We start from the raw sequence: 21,361 nt of genomic DNA, 5'->3' as shown, positions 1-21,361 counted from the left end.
CCATTTAAATAATTTCACACTTGCTTCCCAGCATCTTCTTTATCTTCCCCAGCGCCTTCGTATCCGGCACGGCGCTGTGCCTCAAGTCAGGGCAGCGCACAGGCGTGTTCAATTGTATCTTATCAGGATCGATCCGCGATAATACCGGCTTGAAGTATTTGATATAATCGGTGCTGTCGTTTATGCCCTTTACGATCATTATCTCAAGCCATATCCTGCCTTTAAATTCCTTTCTCATGTGTATCAGGCCCTTTATGATATCGTATATCTTTATATTGCCTGCCGGCCTGTCTATCTTCTCAAATTCCTCCTGGGTTACCGCGTCCAGCGACGGCACTATCAGGTCAACGCCCTTCAAGGCCCGTCTTATCCCTTTATCCACCATGCACTGGCTGTTGGTTATAAGCGCCAAAGGCACAGAGGTCAGATCCTTTATCTTTTTTATCAGATCGCCTATACCGGCGTTAAGAAGCGGCTCGCCTGAGCCGGAAATGGTTATATAGTCCAAACTCTGCGGGGCATCCTCCGCCCTCTCCAGCCACTCCCTGATCTCGGCCACGATCTCTTCGATCTTCACGTATTCTTTTCTTCTGTCCGTATGCACCGTGGTGCGGCCCAACTGGCAGTAGACGCAGTCGAAGTTGCATACCTTATGAGGCACTAAACTTACTCCCAGCGAATATCCTAACCTGCGGGATTTGACCGGGCCGTATAGATACTTCATAGGGCTGCCACCGCTACGCCTTTCCTGTCCGCGTATCTTATAAAATCTTCCTTGTCCAGAATAATGGTCTTGCCTGCCTCAACGCCAAGGCAGGCACCTTTGGCCTTGCGTATCACGGAGATCGTGCGCAGGCCTACCACGGGGATATCAAAGCGCATATCCTGTTTGGGCCGGCTTACCTTGACCACTGAGAATCCCGCGCGGGCAATGGCCCCGGCCCTTCTTATGGTGTTGTCCGTTCCTTCCAGCGCCTCAACAGCTACTATCGCCTTATTTTTTACGCAGACGGTCTGCCCTATGTCAAGGCCTGCCACATCCTTGGCAATATCATAGCCGAAGCGCAGGTCCTGCCACTGCGGCTCATCAGGCTGCCGGCTGGTCAATACGCCCTGCTTAGGGAGATGATCGTCAAGGAATATGTTGGAATCAAGGAATTTTATGCCGCCTGACTCTATATGCCCTATTATCGCCCTGAAAATGGTATCCGCCTTTTTGTTCTCTATATTTTCTATGACCTTTTTAAGCTGGGCGTCTTCGTAGAGTTTCCTGCTGAAAAGATGCGCCGGGTTTACCTGGCCCGCCATCACTGCCTCGCCTACGCCCTCGCGGCTGAATATCCCGTTGACGCTGGATAATTCGTTGAAATTAAGCCAGTAGATCTTATCGACCAACCGCTTCAGGGAAGCTAACGTATCGCCCCTTATGCCCAAAGCGACCACATAATACCCCCTCTTCTTCGCCTCAGCGGCAAAGATCAAAGGAAACCTTCCCCTTCCTGCTATCAGGCCTATGCGTTTCATACGTTATATTTACGCGCGGAACGGCTGATGCCTCTTTTTGACCCCTTGATAAAATCCACGAGGCGGGATAATTCCGGAATGCCTTTGGTATCTATCTCTGCCGCGGCGTGTTGAGGGCTAAGGCCGGAAGCGAAAATGACCTTAAATGCGTGGCTTAGCGCCTTTATCGTATCCGAAGAAAATTTGGCCCGTCTCAAACCTAATGAGTTAAGCCCGTAGACCCTCGCGGGATGGCCGTCGCAGGTTGAAAACGGAGGTATGTCCTGGACAGCCTTGGAGCAGCCGCCGATGATTGAGAGTTCTCCCACCCTGACAAACTGATGCACGGCAGACAAACCGCCTATAACTACCTTATCTTCAATTGTAACGTGCCCTGCCAATGTGCCGTTATTGGCGATAACGCAATCATTGCCTACGCGGCAGTCGTGGGCGATATGAGAATAAGCCATGATCAAATTGTCGTTGCCCACAACAGTCCTGCCGCCCTCGCCTGTTCCCAGGTTCAAGGTGCAGTATTCTCTTATAACATTATTGTCTCCAATTTCCAGGAAGCTTTGCTCGCCGCCGTATTTCAGGTCCTGAGGGATGCTTCCCACGACGGCCCCGGTGAATATCCTGCAGTTCCTGCCTATGGTCGTATTACCGCCGATAACGGCGAAGGGGCCGATATTGACGCCTTCTTTTATGACGGCGCCGTCGGCCACAGAAACAAACTGGCTGATTTCCACATCGTCAGCCAGTTTTGCCTTCCTGGAGATTATTGCCGTAGGATGTATCTTGCTCATTGATCCTCAACTAACGCGAACATAAGGTCGGCCTCCGCGACCTCTTTGCCGTCGACAAACGCCTTGCCGTGCACCTGGCCGGTCTTGGATTTGATCCTGCCGACATGGACCTCCAGGACAAGCACGTCTCCGGGCACGACGGTCTTCCTGAACTTCACGTTATTAACGGCCATAAAATATGCCAGCTTGCCCCTGTTCTCTTCCGGGGAAAGCATCATTACCCCGCCGACCTGGGCCATTGCCTCTACGATCAAGACACCGGGCATGATCGGCCTGCCGGGAAAATGCCCCTTAAAGAAATAGTCGTTGATGGTAACGTTCTTTACCCCGACCGCGCGCTTGCCCTTCTCCATCTGGACTATCTTGTCAACAAGCAGGAACGGGTAGCGGTGCGGCAGTATCTTCATTATCATCCTGGAATCTAATTGCTCGCCTTCGACCGGCTGATATCCGGCGCTGATGCCGCCTAAAGAATAACGCTCCTTCTGCTGGTGTACGCGCCTTAAGAGTTTCAGGTTCAAGGAATGGCCGCTTTTCACCGCGAATATGTGGCCTTTGACCGGCATGCCCAGCAGGTACAGGTCGCCGATAAGGTCTAAAACCTTGTGCCTGACAAACTCATCCTCGTACCTCAGGCGGTTTTTTATTACCCCCTGTTTTCCCACGACAAGCGTGTTGTCGTAATTGGCGCCTTTGCCCAGGCCCTGCTTGCGCAATTCATCGGACTCCTCCTGAAGGCAGAAAGTGCGGGAAGAGGCGATCTGCAGGCGGAATTCATTGGGGCTTACCACCACGTCCAGAAACTGCGCCCGCAGCAAAGGATGATTGTAGCTTAAAGTATAGGATACCCTGAAGTCCGAAGATGGAAGCGCCGCGACCATCGCGTCTTTCTCTTCCACAAATATGGGCTCCTTAAGAGAAAAACATTTCCTCTCCGCTTCCTGCTCTTTTACCCCCGCGCGCATAAGCGCGTCCAGGAAAACCTCGCCGCTGCCGTCAAAACCGCCGACCTCGCTGGCGTCCAATTCCACGTATATATTGTCTATATTGAGCCCGGCGAATACCGCCATAACGTGCTCAATGGTATGTATCTCGACATTGCCCTTGCCTATGGAGGTCCTTCTCAGGCTGCTCCCGGAGGGAAGCAGCGACTCCGGCTCTGCCCGCAGCTGAGGCGAACCGGGAAGGTCTGTCCTTATGAACACGATCCCCGTATTTTCCGGCGCCGGCTTAAAGCTCATCTCAACTTTTTTGCCTGTATGCAGGCCCTTGCCGCGCAGATCCACCTTCTTCTTTATCGTATGCTGTAATTCCATCCCTCTCCTACTTTTTCAGGCGCGTTTCCAGATCTTCGATCTTCTTTTTAAGCGCCTTTACCGTCTCGTAAAGTCCGGGCAGCATCTGTACGCAGGCGTTCACCCGCTTTGCTTCCTTATGATCCCTGGCCGGGTATCCCGACACCATGGCATCGGCAGGGACCGATTTCGTAACGCCTGCCTGCGCGGCTATTACGGCCTTGTCCCCTACGGTGATGTGCCCTACCAGGCCCGCCTGTCCGGCTATAGTCACTCCCTTGCCTACGCGCGTGCTTCCGGAAATGCCTGCCTGAGAAACGACAATGGAGTTTTCTCCTATGGCTACGTTGTGGGCGATCTGGACCAGATTGTCTATCTTTGTGCCTTTGCCGATGATGGTCTTGTCAAAACGCGCCCTGTCTATGGCCACGTTCGCCCCGATCTCCACATCGTCTTCAATGACCACGGTACCGCGCTGCGGTATCTTGTGGTGGACGCCCTTGATCTGCACAAATCCGAACCCGTCGGAGCCTATGACAGAGCCGCTGTGTATTATTACCCTGTCGCCGATCGTTACGCGCTCCCTTATGGAAACATTGGGGTATATAAGCGCGCCCTTGCCTATGGATGTATCGCGGCCGATAAAACTGCCCGCGTATATTACGCTGTCATCCCCCACGCTGGCGCCGTCATCAATAACTACGTAAGCGCCTAAAGAAACACCCTTGCCTAATTTTACTTCTTTCCCGACGACCGCTGTTTTGTGTATGCCCTTTGGGTGTTTTATCTCAGACGCGGAAACCATCTCCACTATCCTGGCAAAGGCAAAAGATGGATTTTCCGTCTGGATGATCGGCTTGGGGGCGGACTTTATCTCCCTGGAAGTGATGATAGCCGATGCCCTGGTCGTATTTATAAGGGGGGCATACTTTGAATTGGCAAGAAAGGTTATATCCCCTTCAAGCGCGTCTTCTATGCCGCATACGCCGGTAATAACCGTGCTTTGGTCCCCGACTATATTTCCCTCAATTATATCGGCTATCTCTTTCAGGGTCTTATTCATCTATTTCTTCGCGGGCGTACCTTTCTTCAGTATCTCCAGCACCTTATCCGTAACGTTAAGGCCTTTATCCTGATACATAAGGACCTTGTCGTTGAGTATCAGCGCGTAGCCGTCTTTCTGGGCGTATTCGGCTATCGCCGCTTCTATGTCTTTCAATATCTCCGCGAGCTTCTCGTCCCTTTCCTTCCTCAGGTCGGTCTGCTGTTCCCTGTCAAACTCTCTAAGGGTATTTACATTCTCATCAAGCTTGCCCTTGCTTGCTTCCTTTTCTTTATCGCTCAAAAGCCCCATCTTATCCTGAATGGCCTTTATATCTTCAACCTTCTTTTCCCTCTCTTTTTCGTATTTACCCTGCTTTTCTTCTAATGCCTTATCATAGTCCTTTGTCCGCGGATGGCCTTCAAACAACTTATTCAGGTCGACATAACCGATCTTGTCTGCCGCGTATGCCGCCGTCTGCAAAGATAAGAACAAGAATGCCGCCGTTGCTACCGCTGCCACTAACCTGCGCATATTGCCTCCTTCTTTTTGTTTATCTAAAACCCATGACTTACGCTGAAATGGAATTTACCTTCCTTATCCTCTTCCCCTGCCTCAAGGTTCAAGGGAAAGCCGTAATCAAGTTTAAGCGGCCCGAGGGGCGTCTTTATCCTGACGCCAAACCCTAAGCTGGACTTAAACTCGCCGCTGCCGATCTTGTCCACCTTCTGCCACACATTGCCTATATCATAGAAAACCGCCCCCTTAAGAAAATCCAGGAACGGATAAACATATTCTACATTGCCGACCAAAAGCGCCTCTCCTCCGAGGGGGTCTTCCGAGGCGGTATCTATGGGGCCTACCTTCCTCTCGTTATAACCCCTGATCGAATTAGCGCCCCCGGCGAAGAAACGTTCATATATAGGTATCTTCTCAGAATCCCCATAGGCATCGGCAATACCCGCCCTCAGCCTCAACTCAAGCACCGCCTTAAGCGGAAGGAGAAAATACTTGCTGCCCAGCGCGTTAAGCTTCATAAAATCCTTGTCTCCCGCGAACGGGCCTCCTGCCACCTCAAGACTTTCAGATATCGTATATCCCCTGGTCGGCTCGAACACGCTGTCCCGCGTATCTCTTGTCAGGCCGAAGGTAAAGCTGCTTATCGTGTTCTCGCCTTCCTCCGCCTTCAGGTCTGCCGACGCGTTGGTGGTTATATCGGTAATATCGATCTGGTCTATCCTGTAGGTCAGGCTGCCTTTCAGGTATTCTGAAAATTCTTTACCCAGCCGCAGCCTGCCGCCCTGCCTGCTTTCGTCGTAACCGTAACCCACGTCTGACTCGCGGTCCTGCTCCCTCCTGTATAAATCAAAGCCGAATGATACGGGATAATCAAAAAGCCAGGGCTCGGTGAAACTCAGGTCAAAAAGATTGCTTATGGAGCCCATTTCCGCGCGCAAAGTCAGGTCCTGGCCGTCGCCGGTAAAATAAGGAAAATTCTTCCAGTCGAAGTTTTTCTGCTCTATCTCAAAGAACCCGACGAACTCCTCAACCGTGGAATAGCCGCCGCCGAAACTAAAGGAGCCGGTCTTGGCCTCTTTCACCTCAACCACCAGGTCCTCCTTGTTCGGTTCGCCCGTATCTTCGGTATCGTAAGAAATATCCTCAAAGAAACCGAGGTTATGCAGGCGCTCTTTGCTGCGGCGCAGTTTCTCGCCGTCAAACTTATCCCCGGGCTTTATCCTCAGCTCTCTCCTTATTACCGTGTCCTTGGTCTTGACGTTACCCTTTATATTGATCTTGCCGACATAGGCGATCTCACTCTCAATAATATTATACGCTATATTAACGCGGCCGCTTTTCTCGTCAACGCTGGCAACGTCTTCCACCCTGGCGAAAATATAGCCCACATCAAAATACATCCCCTGTATGCGCGCGGCGTCTTCCTTCATCGCCTCCTGGCTGTATACCTTACCAGGCAGGCAGGACTCCAGTTTCTTGAGTATCTCATCGCCGGTGAATACCTTGTTCCCCTTTACCTTAACGCCCTCCACGGTGTACTTTACGCCTTCCTCTATCGCGATAGTAACAAAGGCGCCCCTCCTGTATGTGCCGAAATCCACCGAATAATCAACCTTTACGTCGGCGAACCCCTCGCGGCGGTAAAAAGAGCTCAGCCGCTCCATATCCTGCTCTATCACCTCGTCATTCAATACCCCGGAGCCGATCAAAGATGCCGGCCGGGTCTTGACGATCTTCATCAGCCGCTTGTAGGAAAACGCCTTATTGCCGGAGAAGCTCAGGAACCTGATCCTGATGCGCCGGCCTTCTTTTATGGCGAAGGTTACTTTGGATTTATTAGCCGCGCTATCCGTATCGGCCTTATATTCCGCCTCTATATCGCCAAACCCTCTCTTTCTATAAAACTCCTTTATGGCCTCTATGTCGTTCTGCAGTTTGGCAAAATCAAGGTACTGCCCTTCTTTTGATCCGATCAGCCCCTTTACCCTCTCCTCAAGGTGGTGCCTCACCCCCGAAAATCCTATGCCGGATATGACAGGCCTTTCTTTGACATTTACTATCACCTTGACCCCGTCCTTGTAGGCCTCTGTCTCGGTATTTACGTCCTCAAAGTAACCCAGCAGGTACAGCCTTTTTACGTCATCGCTGATTATATTCTCGCTAAAGGGTGTTCCGGTCTTTGCCTTCATCTTGGAAAGGATGCTGTTGCCGGAAACCGACTGGTTGCCCCTGACTTCTATGGCGGTGATCGTCCGCGGCTCCTCAGCCGCTGCCTCTGCCTGCTGCGCGCTCTCCTCTTCCGCTCTTAAGTTAAAACCCGAGGCAAGAAAGATACAAAGGCAGAAAGTCAATAACGCCATTACACCGCTGATTTTTTTCTTACGCATAGCCCCCTCTGGGATCAAACCTGCTGAACAGCCAGGCTTTCAAACTTCATATACTCTTTTATAAAAGTAAGTTTTATCGTGCCCACCGGGCCGTTCCTCTGTTTTGCTATGTTGATCTCGGTGACGCCTTTGTTTTCTGTTTCCTGTGAATAATAGTCCTCGCGGTATAACAGGATCACCACATCCGCGTCCTGCTCAATGGCGCCTGACTCGCGCAGGTCCGATAACTGCGGGCGGTGGCCCGGCCGCGCCTCCACAGCCCGTGAAAGCTGGCTGATGGCGACAACGGGTATGCTCAACTCGCGCGCCAGCGCCTTAAGCGAACGCGAGATATCGGAGATCTCCTGCTGCCTGTTCTCGGAACCGGCTGAGCCGCGCATCAACTGGAGATAATCCACTATGACAAACTTTATATCGTGATGGAGCTTCATCCTCCTTGCCTTGGCCCTTATTTCTATCACCGACATCGCCGGCGTATCGTCAATGTATATCGGCGACTGGGAAAGCTTTCCCGCGGCAGCGGTAAGCTTAGGCCAATCAGAGGTAGAGAGATATCCTGTGCGCACATTGTGGGCGTCTACCCTCGCGTGGGCGCAAAGCAGACGCTGTACCAGCTGTTCGCGGGACATTTCCAGGCTGAAGATAACCAGGGGCATCTTCTTTTCCACCCCGATATGATCAGCCATGCTTATGGCAAGGGCGCTTTTGCCCATGGATGGGCGCGCGGCGATAACGATCAGGTCCGAGGGCTGCATACCGGCGGTCTGCCGGTCAAGGTGAATAAATCCGGTGGGTATGCCTGTAACGTGCTCTTTTTTCTGATAAAGAGTATCTATCTTCTCGATCGTATCGTGTATTATGCTTCTTATCGGCAGGGAGCCGCCGGTTATCCTGCGCTCGCTTATCTCATAAATAAGCCGCTCGGCGTGGTCGACTATCTGGTCCGTGTTTTCCTGCGCCTCAGTGGCCTCATTTACTATCTGTGTGCCGCGGTTGATAAGCTCGCGAAGTATGCCTTTATCCTTGACGATCTTCGCGTAGTGCGCTACGTTGGCGGCGGTAGGCACTGAATTGGCAAGCTCCGCTATATAAGAGGCGCCCCCTATGTCTTCCAGCATGCCTTTACGTTTCAGTTCGTCGCATACCGTGACTACGTCGGCCGCCTTCTCCTGATTGAACAGTTCTATTATCGCTTCGTAGACCTTCTGGTGTTTTGAATCGTAGAATATCCCCCTGTCCAGTATTTCAATGGAGACCATTATGGCCTCTTCGGAAAGCAGCATAGAGCCCAGCACCGCCATTTCCGCTTCCAGGTTCTGCGGCGGCACCTTGCCCATCGCCGTCAATCCGCCCGTTTCCATAAACTTATCTCCTGACGACCCAGACCTTGATCTTCGCCGATATATCGGAGGACAGTTTTACCGAGGCCTCGTATATCCCCAGCGCCTTTATCGGTTCCGGCAGGTCTATCTGATCCTCCTCTGCCGGGAATCCCTCATTCTTTAAGGCGGCGGCGATCTGCGCGGGGCCTACCGCCCCATACAGCTTATCGTCATCGGTGGCCTCCGCCTCTATATTAACCGAGGCGCCGGACATCTTCTCCGCCACAAGGGTTAATTCCTGTTTTTTCGCGTTCAGTTCTTTGATCTGCCTCTCGCCGGCAAGTTCTATCTTTTTTATGTTGGCATCGGTAGCGCGCAGGGCCGCACCTTGAGGTATAAGACAATTCCTGGCGTAGCCGTCCTTCACGCTTACGATATCCCCTGCCTTGCCCATCTTCGGCATATCCTTGCACAGTATGACCTTCATTACCTTTATTCTCCTTAGGATTACTTTATGTGCGGCAGAAGAGCCAGAAACCTCGCCTTATTCACTGCCCGCCGGAGCATCCTCTGGTGCCTCGCGCAGGTCCCTGTGACGCGCACGGATAGTATCTTGCCTCTTTCGCTCACTATCCTCTCCAGCCGTTTAGTGTCCTTGTAATCGATCGCGCTTACCTTGTCCGCGCAAAATCTGCAAAACTTCTTTCTTACCTGCAAAGCGGGAAATTTAGCCATATCCTTCCTTTCATCCTCAACTGTTAGTATCTAAAGCGTCTTCGGCGCCGTCCTCAAGCCAGGCGCTGCCCGTGGAATCTATCGCTTCCTCGGCGGGCATTTCTTTCTTTTCCGCGCCCATATCCGCTGCCGCCACCTTGCCCTGCTGCGAATAGCCGAGGAACTGCACGCGCTCGGCCCTGACCTCTACCACGTTTCTTTTCTGACCGGCATTGTCCTGCCAAGAACGCGACTGAAGCCTGCCTTCAATAAATACCGGGCGGCCTTTCTGAAGATACTGGTTGCATATCTCGGCCTGCTTATCCCAGACCACCACGGTGATAAAACACGCCTCGTCTTTCTGCGCGCCGGTCTTGTCCTTAAAACGCCTGTTAACCGCCATCCTCAAGTTCACAACCGCCGTACCCTGAGGGGTGTAGCGCAATTCAGGATCTTTGGTAAGATTGCCGATAAGCAACACCTTATTCAAGCTCGCCATAACCGCGTACCTCCTCAGATTTTTAAAATAGAAGCCCTTATCACCGAATCGTTAAGCGACAGCGCGTGCCGTATCTTGACTACGGCCTCAGGCGCCGATTCAAAGACCATCAGGTGATACACGCCTTCCTTCTGTTTCTTTATGGGATAGGCGAGCTTTCTTTTCTCAGACCATACGGCCGAAGATATGACCGTCGCCCCGTTCTTGGAGAATAAATCCGTCAGGGACTTCATGAGCGCCTCGCGCTCCTGGGCCGGAGAATCCGGCTTCAAGATCAACATTGTTTCGTATTTATTCATACCGGCAATGCCCTTTCCTTTTTATACAGCGGGCGTCTTCCCGTTGTATTTGTTCATGGCGGAATCAACGCCCTTGTCCATCCATTCCTGGATACACATAACGGCGTTATCAATTACCGCCCCTATATTCTTCCATTCCTGCCTGTTAAAACCCGCCAGCACAAAATCGCTCAGATCCCCGCCCGTTTCCTTCTCAGGCAAGATCCCGAGGCGCAGCCGCGCGAACTCTTTAGAACCCAACGCCTCTATTACGGATCCAAGCCCCTTGTGGCCCCCGGCGCCTCCCTTTTTCCTGAGGCGCATATCGCCAAAGGGGATACTCACATCATCCGCCACTACCAAAAGCTCATCCAGTTCATCCGTGTATCTCTTAACGAGCGAGGCAACTGCCACGCCGGAAAGGTTCATATAAGTATCGGGCAGCGCGATCAAGGCCGGCCCTGCCTCGGTGTTGATCTTTGCCTTACGGCTATGGCTGCGACTGTCGGCCGCGAATGCCGCCTTGTATTCCTTTGCCAGCGCCTTTACTACTATGGAGCCGAAATTATGCCTGGTGTTCGCGTATCTCGGCCCGGGATTGCCCAGACCCACAATAAGCTTCAACTTTAAGCGCCCTTTTTCTCTTCTTTCTGCGGCTTCTTCTCTTCCTTCTTTTCTTCAGGCGCGGCCTCTCCCTCTTCCCCTTCCTTCTTTTCCTTCTTTATGACTTCCGGTTCCTGCGCCTCGGCAGCCGCCTCTTCAGGCGCGGCCGCCTCTTCCACCTTGACCGGATGCACGATAGACAACACTATTGTATCAGGGTCATGCAATACCTTTATATCCGGAGAAAAGGCCATATCCTTTATATGCACTACATCACCTATCTTCATATTGCTCACATCCACTTCAAACTTAGGCGGGATCTGCGTAGGAAGGCATTCGATCTCTATGTCCCAGAGATTATGTTCAAGCACGCCGCCCTCCGCCTTAACGCCTACCGCGTCGCCCCTGGCCTCAACGCTGACCTTGACCTGGATCGCCTTTGTGAGGGACAACTGGTGAAAATCTATGTGCACGATATCGCCGTCCACGGGGTGATACTGTATCTCTTTTATTATCACCTGTTTGCCTTTTTCCTTGCCGGAGGCGCCCTTAGGCATGAGGTTTATTATGACGTTCTCAAGGCGGTGCGCGTGTATAAACTTGAACAGTTCATGAGACGATATCTTGACCGGCTCGGTCTTCTTGCCTTCTCCGTACACTACGGCGGGCACAAAGCCCTCGCGCCTCATCTTGCCTACGTCGCTTTTGCCGACTTCCTTACGTGGTTCTATCTGCAGTATTAATTCTTCCATCGCGGTTCACATTCTCCTTTTCTCAATCGAATAAACAGCTTATGGACTCCTCATTGTAAATACGCTTTATCGCCTCGCCCAGAAGAGGGGCCACGCTTAACACCTTTATCTTGGAATGCCTCTTATGGTTCTCAAGAGGAATGCTGTCGGTGATCATGAGTTGCTTTAACGCCTGGCATTTATCTATTTTTTCTATCGCCGGCCCCGACAAAACACCGTGGGTTACCGCGGCATATACGTCCCTGGCGCCCTCCTCTTTCAGCTTGGTTACCGCCTCAAGCAGGGAACTGCCTGTAGCGATAAGATCGTCAACAATAATGGCATCGCTGCCCTTGACCTCACCCATAATATGCATCGCCTCTGTATCCTCGGGGTCAATGCGCCTTTTGTCGATTATGGCTAAACGGGAATTCAGGCGCTTGGCGTAGGCGCGCGACATTTTAATGCTGCCTACGTCCGGCGATACGACTACGACGTTCTCCAGGCCCATGGCCTTGAATTCCTCTATGAGCACGCCCACGGCGAAGAGGTGGTCTACCGGTATGTCAAAAAAACCCTGGATCTGCCCGGCGTGCAGGTCCATAGTCAACACCCTGTCGCTGCCGGCCACCGTCAGAAGATTGGCGATCAGCTTGGCGGTTATGGGCACGCGCGGCTGATCTTTCCTGTCCTGGCGGGCGTAGCCGAAATAGGGCATCACCGCCGTTATCCTGCTGGCGGAAGCCCGCTTTAAGGCGTCGATCATTATAAGCAGCTCCATTAAATTATCATTGGGAGGAGAACACGTGGGCTGGACAACAAAGACATCCTTGCCCCGCACATTGTCCTCTATCTTTACCCTTATCTCGCCTTCGCTGAACCTGCCTACCAGCGCCTTCGCGAGCGGGACCTTCAAATAACCACAGATGTCCTCCGCCAGTTTTCTGTTGGCATTGCCGCTGAAAACCGAAATATGATCCTTCATCTTTTTTTACTCCTTGGGGTATAAGGCCGCGCGGGCACTCCCACCACTACGCTGTCCGCGGCCACGTCCCTGGTGACCACGCATCCGGCGCCTGTCCTGGCGCCCCTGCCTATCTCTACCGGCGCCACCAGGACCGAATCAGAGCCGATAAACGCGCGGCTGCCGATCTTCGTATTATGCTTCCCCGCGCCGTCAAAATTGGCAACAACGCATCCGGCCCCGATATTTACTCCCGCCCCTATATCGGCGTCTCCTAAGTAACTAAAATGTTTTATCAGGGTATTTTTGCCTACCCGCGTGCGGACGAGTTCGGCGAAATTGCCTGCCGACGTTCCATCTTTGAGCGTTACAGAGTCCCTTAAATGACAGAAAGGCCCTATTGAGCAATTGCGTCCAATTATAACATTGTTCTCTATTACTGTAAAGGGATAAATTACGCTCCCCTTGCCTATCTTAACGCCGTAATTGATAAATGTGTGCTCCGGGGAGGCGATCGTCACGCCCTTATCCATTAAATCGTGGTTTATCCTGCGCCGCATGGCCGCGCTCGCGCGGCTTAGATCAAGGCGCGAATTGATCCCCATCGCCTCTTCAGCGTCTTTTATCCTTATCGCCTCAACCAAAAGCCCTTTTTCGTAAAAGACACTGATTATATCGGTAAGATAATATTCCTTCTTGCGGTTGTCGGCCTTGAGGTATTTAAAAACGCCGGATAGCCGTTCCTTGCTGAAACAGATTATGCCGGTGTTGATCTCATTGATGTTCTTTTCGGCGTCGTTGGCGTCCGCCTCTTCCACTATGCCGCGGACGGCGCGGCATTTGTCCCTTAAGATCCTGCCATAACCGGAGGGGTCGCCGGCCAGCGCCGTCAGGACCGTAGCGTCTATGGCATTTCCGGTATGGAATTTCAGAAGCCCTTTGACGCTCTCTTTCTTCAATAAGGGGATGTCGCCGTAAAGTATTAAAACGCTTCCCTTGAAGCCTGCCAGCGCCCCAAGCGCCCTTTTAACCGCGTCTCCTGTGCCCAGGAGTTTATCCTGCAGGACGATCTTTACGCCGGCGGGGACTATCCTCCTTATCTCTCTATGCTGATGCCCCAATACGACAACCGTCTTTTTCGCGCCCAGGCCGCGCGCCAGGTCAAAGACATAGCTCAACATCGGCCTGCCGCATAAAGGATGCATGACCTTGGGGGTGTCCGACTTCATCCTCGTGCCTTTTCCCGCCGCTAAAATTATGACCGCTATGTTTTTATTCATATCAACTCAACAGGCGCCTTTCATTCTTTGGGACGTGTGGAATCGAACCACAATAGCGAGACCCAAATTCTCGTGTCCTACCGATTGGACGACGTCCCAGTATTATATATCATCTACCACGGAAGCGGATACGGGGCTCTTCTTCTGCTGCTCGTATGCCTCAAGCACCTTCTTCTGTAAAAGCTCCCTGAACGATTGCGTAATGGGGTGGGCTATATCTTTGTGCTCTGATTGAGCATTACCCATCTCCCCCGGGGCCGGCCTTACCGGCACAGGAAGGGAAGCGGCGCATTCACCGCAGTACTTGGAGCGCGATTCGTTCCTCGCGCCGCACTTAGGGCACGGCTGTTTTATCTTGCGTGAAGGCATGGCTATGAACAAACCGCTCTTACCCTCAATGACCTTTATATTCCTGACCACGAACGCGTCGTCAAATGTGACCGTCGCGTATGCCTTCAGTTTCTTGTCCGGACTGTCCTTCAAGAAGACTCTGACTTCGGTTATCTCCATAGCCCCCCCTTTGAAATTAATAGGTCTTCGCCGCGAACACCCTTAAGCCTTTTAACCCATCAAGCCGCCCCTTAATTTCTTCCGCCTCCTTTCTCGACTTAACTATTGAAAATACGGCCGGGCCGCTGCCTGAAACAGCTACGGGCCCAACCCCTGCCTTCCTAAGAATACTTTTTGCCCTGGCTATGCCGTCTATATACCCCGCGGCGACCTCGCCCAATTCATTCTTAAGATTTTTTGAGATGAGAGCAAACCTCTTGAATTTCAAGGTATTATGCAATATTTTAACATCTGAGCGCGCCTTTGTCAACCTTTCGGGGCTTAATTTTTCCCCGCGAACAAGGTCAAACTTTTCATAAATGGAGCGCGTAGAAACCTCTATATCCGGCACAACTAATACATGCCAGAACCTGTGTTTTATATCGCGTATGACTTTTATCTCATCACCGGCGCCTTCACCAAGCGCGAAAGGCGCGCGGAAAAGGAAAAAGGCGACATCCGCCCCCAATGCCCTGCCTAATTTAATTAATCTGTCCCTGCTTATCCGGATACGCCACATGCGCGGCAGCGCCATCAACACCGCCGCGGCATTGCTGGAGCCGCCCCCTAAACCCGCCGCAACAGGTATGCGCTTCTCTATATTGATCGTTACGCCTGCCCGCGGTTTAAACTCATCCCTAAGAAGCGCGGCAGCCCTGTAAGCAAGATTTGTCTCATCGCGCGGTATCCGGCTGTTTTCAGACACGATCTCGATACCGGGCTCTTTGATAACTCTTAAGGTTACGCGGTCTTTAAGGTCTATGCGCTCAAACAGGGTGATTATATTATGGTAGGAGTCCTTCCTTCTGTTGCCCACAGAAAGAAACAGGTTCAACTTGGCAGGCGAATCTACGGTGAGAGACAACATGATGACATCAAAGCAGTGCTTTTGCCGTCTTTACTATATCCTCCGCCGTCAGGTTATATTCTTTGAGCAGGTCCTGCGGGCTGCCTGACTGGCCGAATCTATGCTTCACGCCTATTCTCAATACCTTTCTGGGAAAGTTTTCAGCCACTACCTCGTCTATGGCGGAGGCAAGGCCCCCTATTACGGAATGCTCTTCACAAACGACTATGCCTTTTGTCTCTTTCGCCGCCTTTATCAATATATCGGCATCGATCGGTTTGATCGTGTGCATATTGATCACGCGGCAGGAAATGCCTTCTTTTCTCAAGGCGGCGCCCGCCTTCAACGCCTCTTGCACCATAATGCCGCAGGCAACTATAGCTATGTCGCTGCCCTCGGTCAAAGAATATGCCTTGCCGAAACAGTAAGGCGGCTTGCCGTCGATCGTTTCAACCTTTACCCTTCCCAGCCTGATATAAAACGGCCCGGGCGCGGCCGCGGCATACATCACGGCCTCACGCGTTTCCGGCCCGTCCGCGGGGACAATGACCTTCATATTGGGGATCAACCGCATAAGCGCTATATCCTCAAGCGCCTGATGGCTGGCGCCGTCAGGGCCTACGGTTATACCCGCGTGAGTCGCCACGATCTTAACGTTGAAATTACTGTAGCATATACTGTTTCTTATCTGGTCCCATGTGCGGCCGGTGGCGAACATGGCGAAGGTTGAGGCAAACACTATCTTGCCGCAGCTGGCAAGGCCGGCGGCGGTTGCCATCATGTTCTGCTCAGCCACGCCGAAATTAAAGAACCTCTCGGGGAAATCCCTTCTAAAGAGCGCGGTCTTTGTAGAACAGGACAGGTCGGAATCAAATACGACGATATTGGGGTCTTTCCTGCCCAGCTCAACGAGCGTCTTTCCGTAAACCTCTCTCGCGTACAATGATTCAGTCATGATCAGCCCAATTCCTCCAACGCCTTCTTTGTCTCTTCTTCGGTAGGAGCCCTGCCGTGGAAATCGGCGATGTTCTCCATAAAGGATACGCCTTTGCCCTTGGTGGTCCTGGCGATGATGATCGTCGGGGCGCCTTTGTGCCGCGCCGCCTTTTCAAACGCCGAAACGATCCGGCGCATATTATGCCCGTCTATCTCTAAAACATTCCAGCCGAAGCTTACCCACTTCTCCTTGATCGGCTCAATGCCCATGACATCGCATACCCTGCCGTCTATCTGATAACCGTTATAATCAAGGACCGCGCAGAGATTATCGCACTTATAGTGGGAGCAGGCCATTGCCGCCTCCCATATATTGCCCTCCTGTATCTCTCCATCTCCCATAAGCACATAGACCCTGTAGCCCCTCTTGTCTATACGGCCGGCGAGGCTCATGCCTAAAGCGACTGAGAGCCCCTGTCCGAGAGAACCGGAAGCCGCCTCTATACCGGGCGTGCGCCTGTCAGGATGCCCCTGCAATATAGACCCCAACTCCCTTAATGTCCAGAGTTCCTCTTTTTTGAAATAACCTGCCTCGGCAAGGGCGGCATAAACCACAGGGCAGGCGTGGCCTTTAGATAAATGAAACCTGTCCCTGTCAGGCCACCTGGGATTCTCAGGGTCATGCTTGAGTACTTCAAAATATAATGCCGCGATCAAGTCCGCCGATGAAAGGCTCCCGCCGGGATGGCCGCTGCCGGCCTTAAACAGCATATCTATGATCAGCCGCCTGATATGCCTTGCCTTTTCTTCCAGGAACTCTATCTTCTCTTCAATGTGCTTCAATTTGCCTGCCTTCTATTTTGGCCTTTATCCGCTCTAACTCAGGGTTGAGTTTCAACGCCCCGGCCCAGGCCTCATCAGCCATATCCTTTAAGCCGCTTGCCTCATAGGCGTCGCCCAGATGGTCATATATTACCGGGTCATCAAGAAGAGAAGCGGCGCGCTTAAGGTATTCCACCGCTTCATTGAGCTTGCCTTTCTTGAAATAAACCCATCCCAGCGTATCCAGATACGCGCCCTCGGCCGGCTCAAATTCCAGCGCCTTCTTCACAAGCGCCTCTGCCTCATCCAGATTTTCCCCTTTTTCGGCATACATATAGCTCAACGCGTTCATCGCCTGGTGGGAATCCGGCTGCAGGCTGAGCGACCTTTTAAGTTCCTCTTCCGCCTCCGCGTGCATCTTCTGTTCTTCGTAGAGCGACCCGAGATAAAAACGGGCCAAAGCATCGTCGGGGGAGATCACCAGAATGTTCTTGTATGCCTCTATCGCCTGCCCTGTCTTTTTCTGTATGTAATACACCTGGGCTAACTGGTGGTAGATCTGGGTATTATCAGGGTCCAGCTTAGAGGCCCCTGTCAGGAATTTTTCGTATTCCTCCGCCGCTTCTTCCGTTTTTTTCTCGGATGTATACAGAAGTGCCAGTATCGCGTGGGACTCTATGTTGTCAGGGTCGATCTCAGATACGGCCTTAAGCTCTTCAATGGCCTTTTGGGAATCGTTCTGTTTTATGTAGTCGGCGGCGAGGCGTACGTGCGTATAGGCCACGCCCTCTTCAAGGCGGATAGAACTCCGGTATTCTTCAATTGCCTTATCTACGTCGTCCAGCCGGTCGTATATAACGCCCATCATAAAATGGCTCAGCCCGCCTATGTCCTTCAACTGGCCGCCATAACCCCGACCGGAAAAAAACAGGGACAACCCACAGATAGCCGCCGCTGTGGCTAAGACCTTGCGCGGATCAGATCCCAAACGCATCTGATGCCGTCAGCTCTTTGATCCCCAGGCGCGTTTCTTAAGATGTCTTCTTCTGCGAAGCGCCTTCTTTCTCTTATGCGTGCGTATCTTTCTTCTCTTCCTTTTTCTGCCGCAAGGCATAGCCCTAAACTCCTTCTCTATAAAATCACCTTGTTCAACGGATACTCTATGATCCCTTCAGCGCCGGCCTTTTTCAACTCCGGTATGATAGAGCGCACCACGCTTTCGTTTATAACGGTATCTATGGCATACCAGCCGCCGCTGCTCAATGAAGAAATGGTCGGCTTCTTCAAGGCGGGCAGTTTGGATATGACCTTCTTAAGGTCTGACTGCCTGACGTTCATCTTCAAGCCCACCTTCTCTTCCGCGTTTATCGCCCCGCGCAAAAGAAGCGCGATCTGCTCCATCTTGCGCCTCTTGAAGGCGTCCTTGTATGACTTTTTATTGGCTATAAATTGCGTGACTGAAGTGCATAGGGTGCACACCTCTCTTAGTTTGTTCGCGCGCAAAGACGAGCCGGTCTCCGTCAGTTCCACGATCGCGTCCACGAGGCCGGCATTCACCTTTGCCTCGGTCGCGCCCCAGGAGAATTCCACGTCGGCGTTCACCTTGTTTTTCTTCAGGTAGCGCGTGGTAAAATTCACCAGTTCCGTGGCGATGGACTTGCCCCCAAGGTCCTTTACGGACCTTATGGATGACTCTTCGGGCACGGCTAAAACCCACCTTACGGGGTTGAGGCTCTGCTTGGCGTAGGTCAATTCCGACACCCGGACAACGTCCGAGCCGTTCTCCAATATCCAGTCCTCTCCGGTAATGCCGCAGTCAAGCACCCCCATCTGGACGTAGCGGGACATCTCCTGCGCGCGCAAGAGCACGCACTCTATCTCGCTGTCGTTTATGGAAGGAAAATACGACCGCGAGCCCACGGTGATGTTGAAGCCCGCCTTGTTGAACATCTTAAAGGTGGCCTCCTGCAAGCTCCCCTTCGGCAGCCCCAGTTTTAGAATATTCTTTTTCATAGAGATTTATTATACATTTACACCACTGCTTTGTAAAGAAAATTTGCAAGTGATTTAGAGATTGATTTTTTTAAGTTTCCTCCCTATAATGAACTGCATAAGAAAGAGAGGTAACAGATGCTAAGCATACTACACAAGAAAAAGGTGCAAAAAAGGATACTCATCGGGCTGGCCGTCATCATCATCCCCGCCTTTGTGTTCTGGGGCGCGGGCAGCGCGATAAGAAGCAAGAACGAGCCCACGCACGCCGGGACCGCCTTCGGCAGGAAGATCACCTTCAGCGAATACCAGGACAGCTTAAACGCCGTGAGGAACCTTGCCTTGATGAGATTCGGCGAAGAATTTGAAAAGATAAAGGACTACCTGAACCTGAACGCGCAGGCATGGGAAAGGATACTGCTGCTGGAAGAGGCGAAAAAAAGAAAAATAAAGATATCCGATACAAAGGTCATAGAAAGCGTGCGCGCCTTCCCCTTCTTCCAGGAAAACGGCGGCTTCAACAAAGAAAGATACGAGAACGTGCTGCACTACTCCTTCCTCGCCTCCCCCAGAAAATTTGAAGAGCAGATCAGGTCATCGCTTATGATAGAAGAATTATACAAGCGGCTCACCGGGGATATATCCGTGAACGAAGAAGAGGCGGCGCGGGAATACAAAAAAAGCAACGAAAAAGTAAAGGTAGAATATATCGCGGCGCTCCCCGGCTCCTTCACCGCCGGCATAGAGGTCTCCGACGAAGAATTAAGGGATTTCCTCAATAAGAACCCGCAAAGCTTCCGCATAGGCCTGGCGGTAAATGTAGAGTATATCGGCCTTGATCACCCCGCTGATGCCACGGAAGAGATGAAAGAGCAGGCCCACAAAAAAATGCGGGAGATCTCAAGCAAGGTCTCTGAAAATGACGACCTGAAGAAGGCGGCGGAAGAAAATAACCTGAGGATAAAAGAGACCGGATTTATCAGCACGCAGGAGCCCATACCCGGCATAGGATTCTCCCCTAATGTGTTTGAGGAGATCTCCCGCCTTAAAAAAGGCCGCGTAAGCGGCGCCATACCCACGGCCGTGGGCGTCTATATCCTGAAAATAAAAGACAGAAAAGAAAACTACCTGCCCCCATTTGAGGAAATAAAGAACAAGGTCAGGGAGACGCTTATATATGACCTGGCTAAAGAAGAGGCCAGGGAAAAACTTGCCGAATGCCTTCAGAAGATAGACAAATTCAAAGAAGGCAAAAAGGATATTGACCTGGGGCGGATGGCGGATGAATTCGGCCTGAAAAAGGGAAATACCGAGCCGTTTGGCCGCGACAGTTATATACCGGAGATAGGCAACTATAAAGGATTCTGGGAGGCGGCGTTCAACCTGAAGAAAAAAGGCGAGATAAGCCCCCTGCTGGAAACGCCTTCCGGCTTCTATGTATTGAAGTTAAATGAATTTATCGGCGTGGATGAAGGAAAATTCGCGAAAGAAAAGGAGGCGTTCAGTAAACGCCTCCTTGAAGAAAAGAAAGAGAAATTCTTTCAGGGCCTGCTCGCCGAGCTGCATAAAAAAGCCAACCTGCAGATCTTAAGCCGGTAAATCCTACTCTACCTTGATCGCGTTGACAGGACACTGTCCCGCGATCTCCTTAACGTCGCAACTTGAGCAGCCGGACGCCTTGACATGCGCCACGCCGTCCGCCTGCACCTCAAAGACATCGGGGCAGGCCTGCGCGCACAAGCCGCATCCCACACAAGTTGAAGCATCAACAGTTACTTTAGCCATAATTACCTCTCCAACAGGTTTTCAAACATCTCTTCGTGGTCAACTTCCTCGGACAGTATGTGCGTGACTAACTGATAAGTGACGTTATCCTTGCCCAGCGTCTTCCTGGCGATCTTATTGTAAACCTCAATAGCCCCTGCCTCTGCCTCCATCACAATGCGGATGATCCGGTTTATGTCGGCGGTATTCTTGGGAGGCGCGGGATAGGGGAAATTGGCGTTCTTTTCCAATTCCATGGGATTTGCCGTAGGCACATCTCCCAACTTGGTGATCAGATCGGCCAATTCCTGAGCATGCTCCAACTCATCCTTGGCGATCTTGTTCAAAAACTCCTGCATATCTTCATAGGCCTTGCCGGAAACCGTCTGCGCCATATACCAATAGAGATAAAACGCCAGCCATTCGTCGCAATACGCCTTGTTCAGGTCCTTGAGTAACTCTTTTAAGCTTACATCACATATCGCACGCGCGGTCTTGCCCATTTTGC

General features: G+C 51.9%; 25 protein-coding genes and 1 tRNA gene. 1 reads left to right on the top strand and 25 read right to left on the bottom strand.

Annotated elements, in window-relative coordinates; translation table 11 throughout:
• Window positions 1-4 precede the first annotated feature (4 nt).
• The 23 genes from PHR44_02830 to hisG all read right to left on the bottom strand — a co-directional run bounded on the left by PHR44_02830 (window position 5) and on the right by hisG (window position 19,110).
• Window positions 5-724, bottom strand: coding sequence for a radical SAM protein (locus PHR44_02830; protein ID MDD4909604.1), 720 nt, complete (start codon window positions 722-724; stop codon window positions 5-7).
• On the bottom strand, window positions 721-1,524 hold the full coding sequence (gene lpxI / locus PHR44_02825) for a UDP-2,3-diacylglucosamine diphosphatase LpxI (protein MDD4909603.1): 804 nt from the start codon (window positions 1,522-1,524) through the stop codon (window positions 721-723). The genes PHR44_02830 and lpxI overlap by 4 nt, the downstream gene beginning before the upstream one ends.
• On the bottom strand, window positions 1,521-2,309 hold the full coding sequence (gene lpxA, locus PHR44_02820; protein MDD4909602.1) for an acyl-ACP--UDP-N-acetylglucosamine O-acyltransferase: 789 nt from the start codon (window positions 2,307-2,309) through the stop codon (window positions 1,521-1,523). The genes lpxI and lpxA overlap by 4 nt, the downstream gene beginning before the upstream one ends.
• Window positions 2,306-3,625, bottom strand: coding sequence for a bifunctional UDP-3-O-[3-hydroxymyristoyl] N-acetylglucosamine deacetylase/3-hydroxyacyl-ACP dehydratase (locus PHR44_02815; protein ID MDD4909601.1), 1,320 nt, complete (start codon window positions 3,623-3,625; stop codon window positions 2,306-2,308). Before PHR44_02815 ends, lpxA begins: the two co-directional genes overlap by 4 nt.
• Window positions 3,626-3,632: 7 nt before the next feature.
• Window positions 3,633-4,667 carry a UDP-3-O-(3-hydroxymyristoyl)glucosamine N-acyltransferase gene (gene lpxD / locus PHR44_02810; protein ID MDD4909600.1) on the bottom strand — a complete coding sequence of 345 codons (1,035 nt, stop codon included), beginning with the start codon at window positions 4,665-4,667 and terminating at the stop codon, window positions 3,633-3,635.
• Window positions 4,668-5,180, bottom strand: coding sequence for an OmpH family outer membrane protein (locus PHR44_02805; GenBank protein MDD4909599.1), 513 nt, complete (start codon window positions 5,178-5,180; stop codon window positions 4,668-4,670).
• Window positions 5,181-5,203: 23 nt separating this feature from the next.
• On the bottom strand, window positions 5,204-7,552 hold the full coding sequence (gene bamA / locus PHR44_02800) for an outer membrane protein assembly factor BamA (protein MDD4909598.1): 2,349 nt from the start codon (window positions 7,550-7,552) through the stop codon (window positions 5,204-5,206).
• 14 nt (window positions 7,553-7,566) lie between these two features.
• Window positions 7,567-8,913 carry a replicative DNA helicase gene (gene dnaB, locus PHR44_02795; GenBank protein MDD4909597.1) on the bottom strand — a complete coding sequence of 449 codons (1,347 nt, stop codon included), beginning with the start codon at window positions 8,911-8,913 and terminating at the stop codon, window positions 7,567-7,569.
• Window positions 8,914-8,917: 4 nt separating this feature from the next.
• The gene (rplI, locus tag PHR44_02790) at window positions 8,918-9,361 is read right to left on the bottom strand and encodes a 50S ribosomal protein L9 (GenBank protein MDD4909596.1); all 444 of its coding nucleotides are present in this window, start codon (window positions 9,359-9,361) and stop codon (window positions 8,918-8,920) included.
• A gap of 20 nt (window positions 9,362-9,381) precedes the next feature.
• Window positions 9,382-9,609, bottom strand: coding sequence for a 30S ribosomal protein S18 (gene rpsR, locus PHR44_02785; protein MDD4909595.1), 228 nt, complete (start codon window positions 9,607-9,609; stop codon window positions 9,382-9,384).
• 16 nt (window positions 9,610-9,625) lie between these two features.
• Window positions 9,626-10,087, bottom strand: coding sequence for a single-stranded DNA-binding protein (gene ssb / locus PHR44_02780; GenBank protein MDD4909594.1), 462 nt, complete (start codon window positions 10,085-10,087; stop codon window positions 9,626-9,628).
• A 14-nt stretch (window positions 10,088-10,101) separates the two neighbouring features.
• Window positions 10,102-10,386, bottom strand: a complete 285-nt coding sequence (gene rpsF, locus PHR44_02775) for a 30S ribosomal protein S6 (protein MDD4909593.1) — start codon at window positions 10,384-10,386, stop codon at window positions 10,102-10,104.
• 21 nt (window positions 10,387-10,407) lie between these two features.
• On the bottom strand, window positions 10,408-10,989 hold the full coding sequence (pth, locus tag PHR44_02770) for an aminoacyl-tRNA hydrolase (GenBank protein MDD4909592.1): 582 nt from the start codon (window positions 10,987-10,989) through the stop codon (window positions 10,408-10,410).
• Window positions 10,990-10,991: 2 nt separating this feature from the next.
• A complete protein-coding gene (locus tag PHR44_02765) occupies window positions 10,992-11,720 on the bottom strand; it encodes a 50S ribosomal protein L25 (GenBank protein ID MDD4909591.1) in 729 nt (242 codons plus the stop codon).
• Between the two features lie 22 nt (window positions 11,721-11,742).
• Window positions 11,743-12,684: a ribose-phosphate pyrophosphokinase gene (locus PHR44_02760; protein ID MDD4909590.1), complete on the bottom strand. Its 942-nt coding sequence runs from the start codon at window positions 12,682-12,684 to the stop codon at window positions 11,743-11,745.
• On the bottom strand, window positions 12,681-13,943 hold the full coding sequence (locus tag PHR44_02755; GenBank protein MDD4909589.1) for an NTP transferase domain-containing protein: 1,263 nt from the start codon (window positions 13,941-13,943) through the stop codon (window positions 12,681-12,683). The genes PHR44_02760 and PHR44_02755 overlap by 4 nt, the downstream gene beginning before the upstream one ends.
• 27 nt (window positions 13,944-13,970) lie before the next feature.
• A tRNA-Gln gene (locus PHR44_02750) sits at window positions 13,971-14,042 on the bottom strand.
• A 3-nt stretch (window positions 14,043-14,045) separates the two neighbouring features.
• The gene (locus PHR44_02745; GenBank protein MDD4909588.1) at window positions 14,046-14,453 is read right to left on the bottom strand and encodes a septation protein SpoVG family protein; all 408 of its coding nucleotides are present in this window, start codon (window positions 14,451-14,453) and stop codon (window positions 14,046-14,048) included.
• A 16-nt stretch (window positions 14,454-14,469) separates the two neighbouring features.
• Window positions 14,470-15,360 carry a 4-(cytidine 5'-diphospho)-2-C-methyl-D-erythritol kinase gene (gene ispE / locus PHR44_02740; GenBank protein MDD4909587.1) on the bottom strand — a complete coding sequence of 297 codons (891 nt, stop codon included), beginning with the start codon at window positions 15,358-15,360 and terminating at the stop codon, window positions 14,470-14,472.
• A gap of 7 nt (window positions 15,361-15,367) precedes the next feature.
• Window positions 15,368-16,294, bottom strand: a complete 927-nt coding sequence (locus PHR44_02735; protein ID MDD4909586.1) for a transketolase family protein — start codon at window positions 16,292-16,294, stop codon at window positions 15,368-15,370.
• A 2-nt stretch (window positions 16,295-16,296) separates the two neighbouring features.
• Window positions 16,297-17,118 (bottom strand): transketolase, encoded by an 822-nt coding sequence (locus PHR44_02730; protein ID MDD4909585.1) that lies wholly within the window; start codon window positions 17,116-17,118, stop codon window positions 16,297-16,299.
• A complete protein-coding gene (locus PHR44_02725) occupies window positions 17,105-18,091 on the bottom strand; it encodes a tetratricopeptide repeat protein (protein ID MDD4909584.1) in 987 nt (328 codons plus the stop codon). The genes PHR44_02730 and PHR44_02725 overlap by 14 nt, the downstream gene beginning before the upstream one ends.
• Window positions 18,092-18,228: 137 nt before the next feature.
• A complete protein-coding gene (hisG, locus tag PHR44_02720) occupies window positions 18,229-19,110 on the bottom strand; it encodes an ATP phosphoribosyltransferase (GenBank protein MDD4909583.1) in 882 nt (293 codons plus the stop codon).
• 117 nt (window positions 19,111-19,227) lie between these two features.
• Here hisG and PHR44_02715 point away from each other — a divergent pair, with 117 nt between their 5' ends.
• Window positions 19,228-20,688 (top strand): SurA N-terminal domain-containing protein, encoded by a 1,461-nt coding sequence (locus PHR44_02715; GenBank protein MDD4909582.1) that lies wholly within the window; start codon window positions 19,228-19,230, stop codon window positions 20,686-20,688.
• Between the two features lie 3 nt (window positions 20,689-20,691).
• Here the strand turns inward: PHR44_02715 and PHR44_02710 are convergent, their stop codons facing one another.
• Both PHR44_02710 and PHR44_02705 read right to left on the bottom strand, forming a co-directional pair.
• Window positions 20,692-20,874 (bottom strand): ferredoxin, encoded by a 183-nt coding sequence (locus PHR44_02710; protein MDD4909581.1) that lies wholly within the window; start codon window positions 20,872-20,874, stop codon window positions 20,692-20,694.
• Window positions 20,875-20,876: 2 nt separating this feature from the next.
• Window positions 20,877-21,356, bottom strand: coding sequence for a ferritin-like domain-containing protein (locus PHR44_02705; GenBank protein ID MDD4909580.1), 480 nt, complete (start codon window positions 21,354-21,356; stop codon window positions 20,877-20,879).
• Window positions 21,357-21,361 lie beyond the last annotated feature (5 nt).

It is taken from the genome of Candidatus Omnitrophota bacterium, assembly GCA_028707125.1.
Classification (GTDB): domain Bacteria; phylum Omnitrophota; class Gorgyraeia; order Gygaellales; family JAQTUX01; genus JAQTUX01.
The sequence above is the reverse complement of the archived record's forward strand: the minus strand, read 5'-3'. Positions and strand labels throughout refer to the sequence as shown.

What these genes read in the sequence shown, in the direction of transcription:
- PHR44_02815 (MDD4909601.1), bottom strand. Translation starts at nt 3,625, where the DNA reads ATGGAATTACAGCATACGATAAAGAAGAAGGTGGATCTGCGCGGCAAG.
- PHR44_02760 (MDD4909590.1), bottom strand. Translation starts at nt 12,684, where the DNA reads ATGAAGGATCATATTTCGGTTTTCAGCGGCAATGCCAACAGAAAACTG.
- dnaB (MDD4909597.1), bottom strand. Translation starts at nt 8,913, where the DNA reads ATGGAAACGGGCGGATTGACGGCGATGGGCAAGGTGCCGCCGCAGAAC.
- ssb (MDD4909594.1), bottom strand. Translation starts at nt 10,087, where the DNA reads ATGGCGAGCTTGAATAAGGTGTTGCTTATCGGCAATCTTACCAAAGAT.
- lpxD (MDD4909600.1), bottom strand. Translation starts at nt 4,667, where the DNA reads ATGAATAAGACCCTGAAAGAGATAGCCGATATAATTGAGGGAAATATA.
- PHR44_02705 (MDD4909580.1), bottom strand. Translation starts at nt 21,356, where the DNA reads ATGGGCAAGACCGCGCGTGCGATATGTGATGTAAGCTTAAAAGAGTTA.
- ispE (MDD4909587.1), bottom strand. Translation starts at nt 15,360, where the DNA reads ATGTTGTCTCTCACCGTAGATTCGCCTGCCAAGTTGAACCTGTTTCTT.
- PHR44_02745 (MDD4909588.1), bottom strand. Translation starts at nt 14,453, where the DNA reads ATGGAGATAACCGAAGTCAGAGTCTTCTTGAAGGACAGTCCGGACAAG.
- lpxA (MDD4909602.1), bottom strand. Translation starts at nt 2,309, where the DNA reads ATGAGCAAGATACATCCTACGGCAATAATCTCCAGGAAGGCAAAACTG.
- bamA (MDD4909598.1), bottom strand. Translation starts at nt 7,552, where the DNA reads ATGCGTAAGAAAAAAATCAGCGGTGTAATGGCGTTATTGACTTTCTGC.
- rplI (MDD4909596.1), bottom strand. Translation starts at nt 9,361, where the DNA reads ATGAAGGTCATACTGTGCAAGGATATGCCGAAGATGGGCAAGGCAGGG.
- PHR44_02805 (MDD4909599.1), bottom strand. Translation starts at nt 5,180, where the DNA reads ATGCGCAGGTTAGTGGCAGCGGTAGCAACGGCGGCATTCTTGTTCTTA.
- PHR44_02725 (MDD4909584.1), bottom strand. Translation starts at nt 18,091, where the DNA reads ATGCGTTTGGGATCTGATCCGCGCAAGGTCTTAGCCACAGCGGCGGCT.
- rpsR (MDD4909595.1), bottom strand. Translation starts at nt 9,609, where the DNA reads ATGGCTAAATTTCCCGCTTTGCAGGTAAGAAAGAAGTTTTGCAGATTT.
- PHR44_02735 (MDD4909586.1), bottom strand. Translation starts at nt 16,294, where the DNA reads ATGACTGAATCATTGTACGCGAGAGAGGTTTACGGAAAGACGCTCGTT.
- PHR44_02765 (MDD4909591.1), bottom strand. Translation starts at nt 11,720, where the DNA reads ATGGAAGAATTAATACTGCAGATAGAACCACGTAAGGAAGTCGGCAAA.
- PHR44_02755 (MDD4909589.1), bottom strand. Translation starts at nt 13,943, where the DNA reads ATGAATAAAAACATAGCGGTCATAATTTTAGCGGCGGGAAAAGGCACG.
- rpsF (MDD4909593.1), bottom strand. Translation starts at nt 10,386, where the DNA reads ATGAATAAATACGAAACAATGTTGATCTTGAAGCCGGATTCTCCGGCC.
- PHR44_02830 (MDD4909604.1), bottom strand. Translation starts at nt 724, where the DNA reads ATGAAGTATCTATACGGCCCGGTCAAATCCCGCAGGTTAGGATATTCG.
- lpxI (MDD4909603.1), bottom strand. Translation starts at nt 1,524, where the DNA reads ATGAAACGCATAGGCCTGATAGCAGGAAGGGGAAGGTTTCCTTTGATC.
- PHR44_02715 (MDD4909582.1), top strand. Translation starts at nt 19,228, where the DNA reads ATGCTAAGCATACTACACAAGAAAAAGGTGCAAAAAAGGATACTCATC.
- PHR44_02710 (MDD4909581.1), bottom strand. Translation starts at nt 20,874, where the DNA reads ATGGCTAAAGTAACTGTTGATGCTTCAACTTGTGTGGGATGCGGCTTG.
- hisG (MDD4909583.1), bottom strand. Translation starts at nt 19,110, where the DNA reads ATGAAAAAGAATATTCTAAAACTGGGGCTGCCGAAGGGGAGCTTGCAG.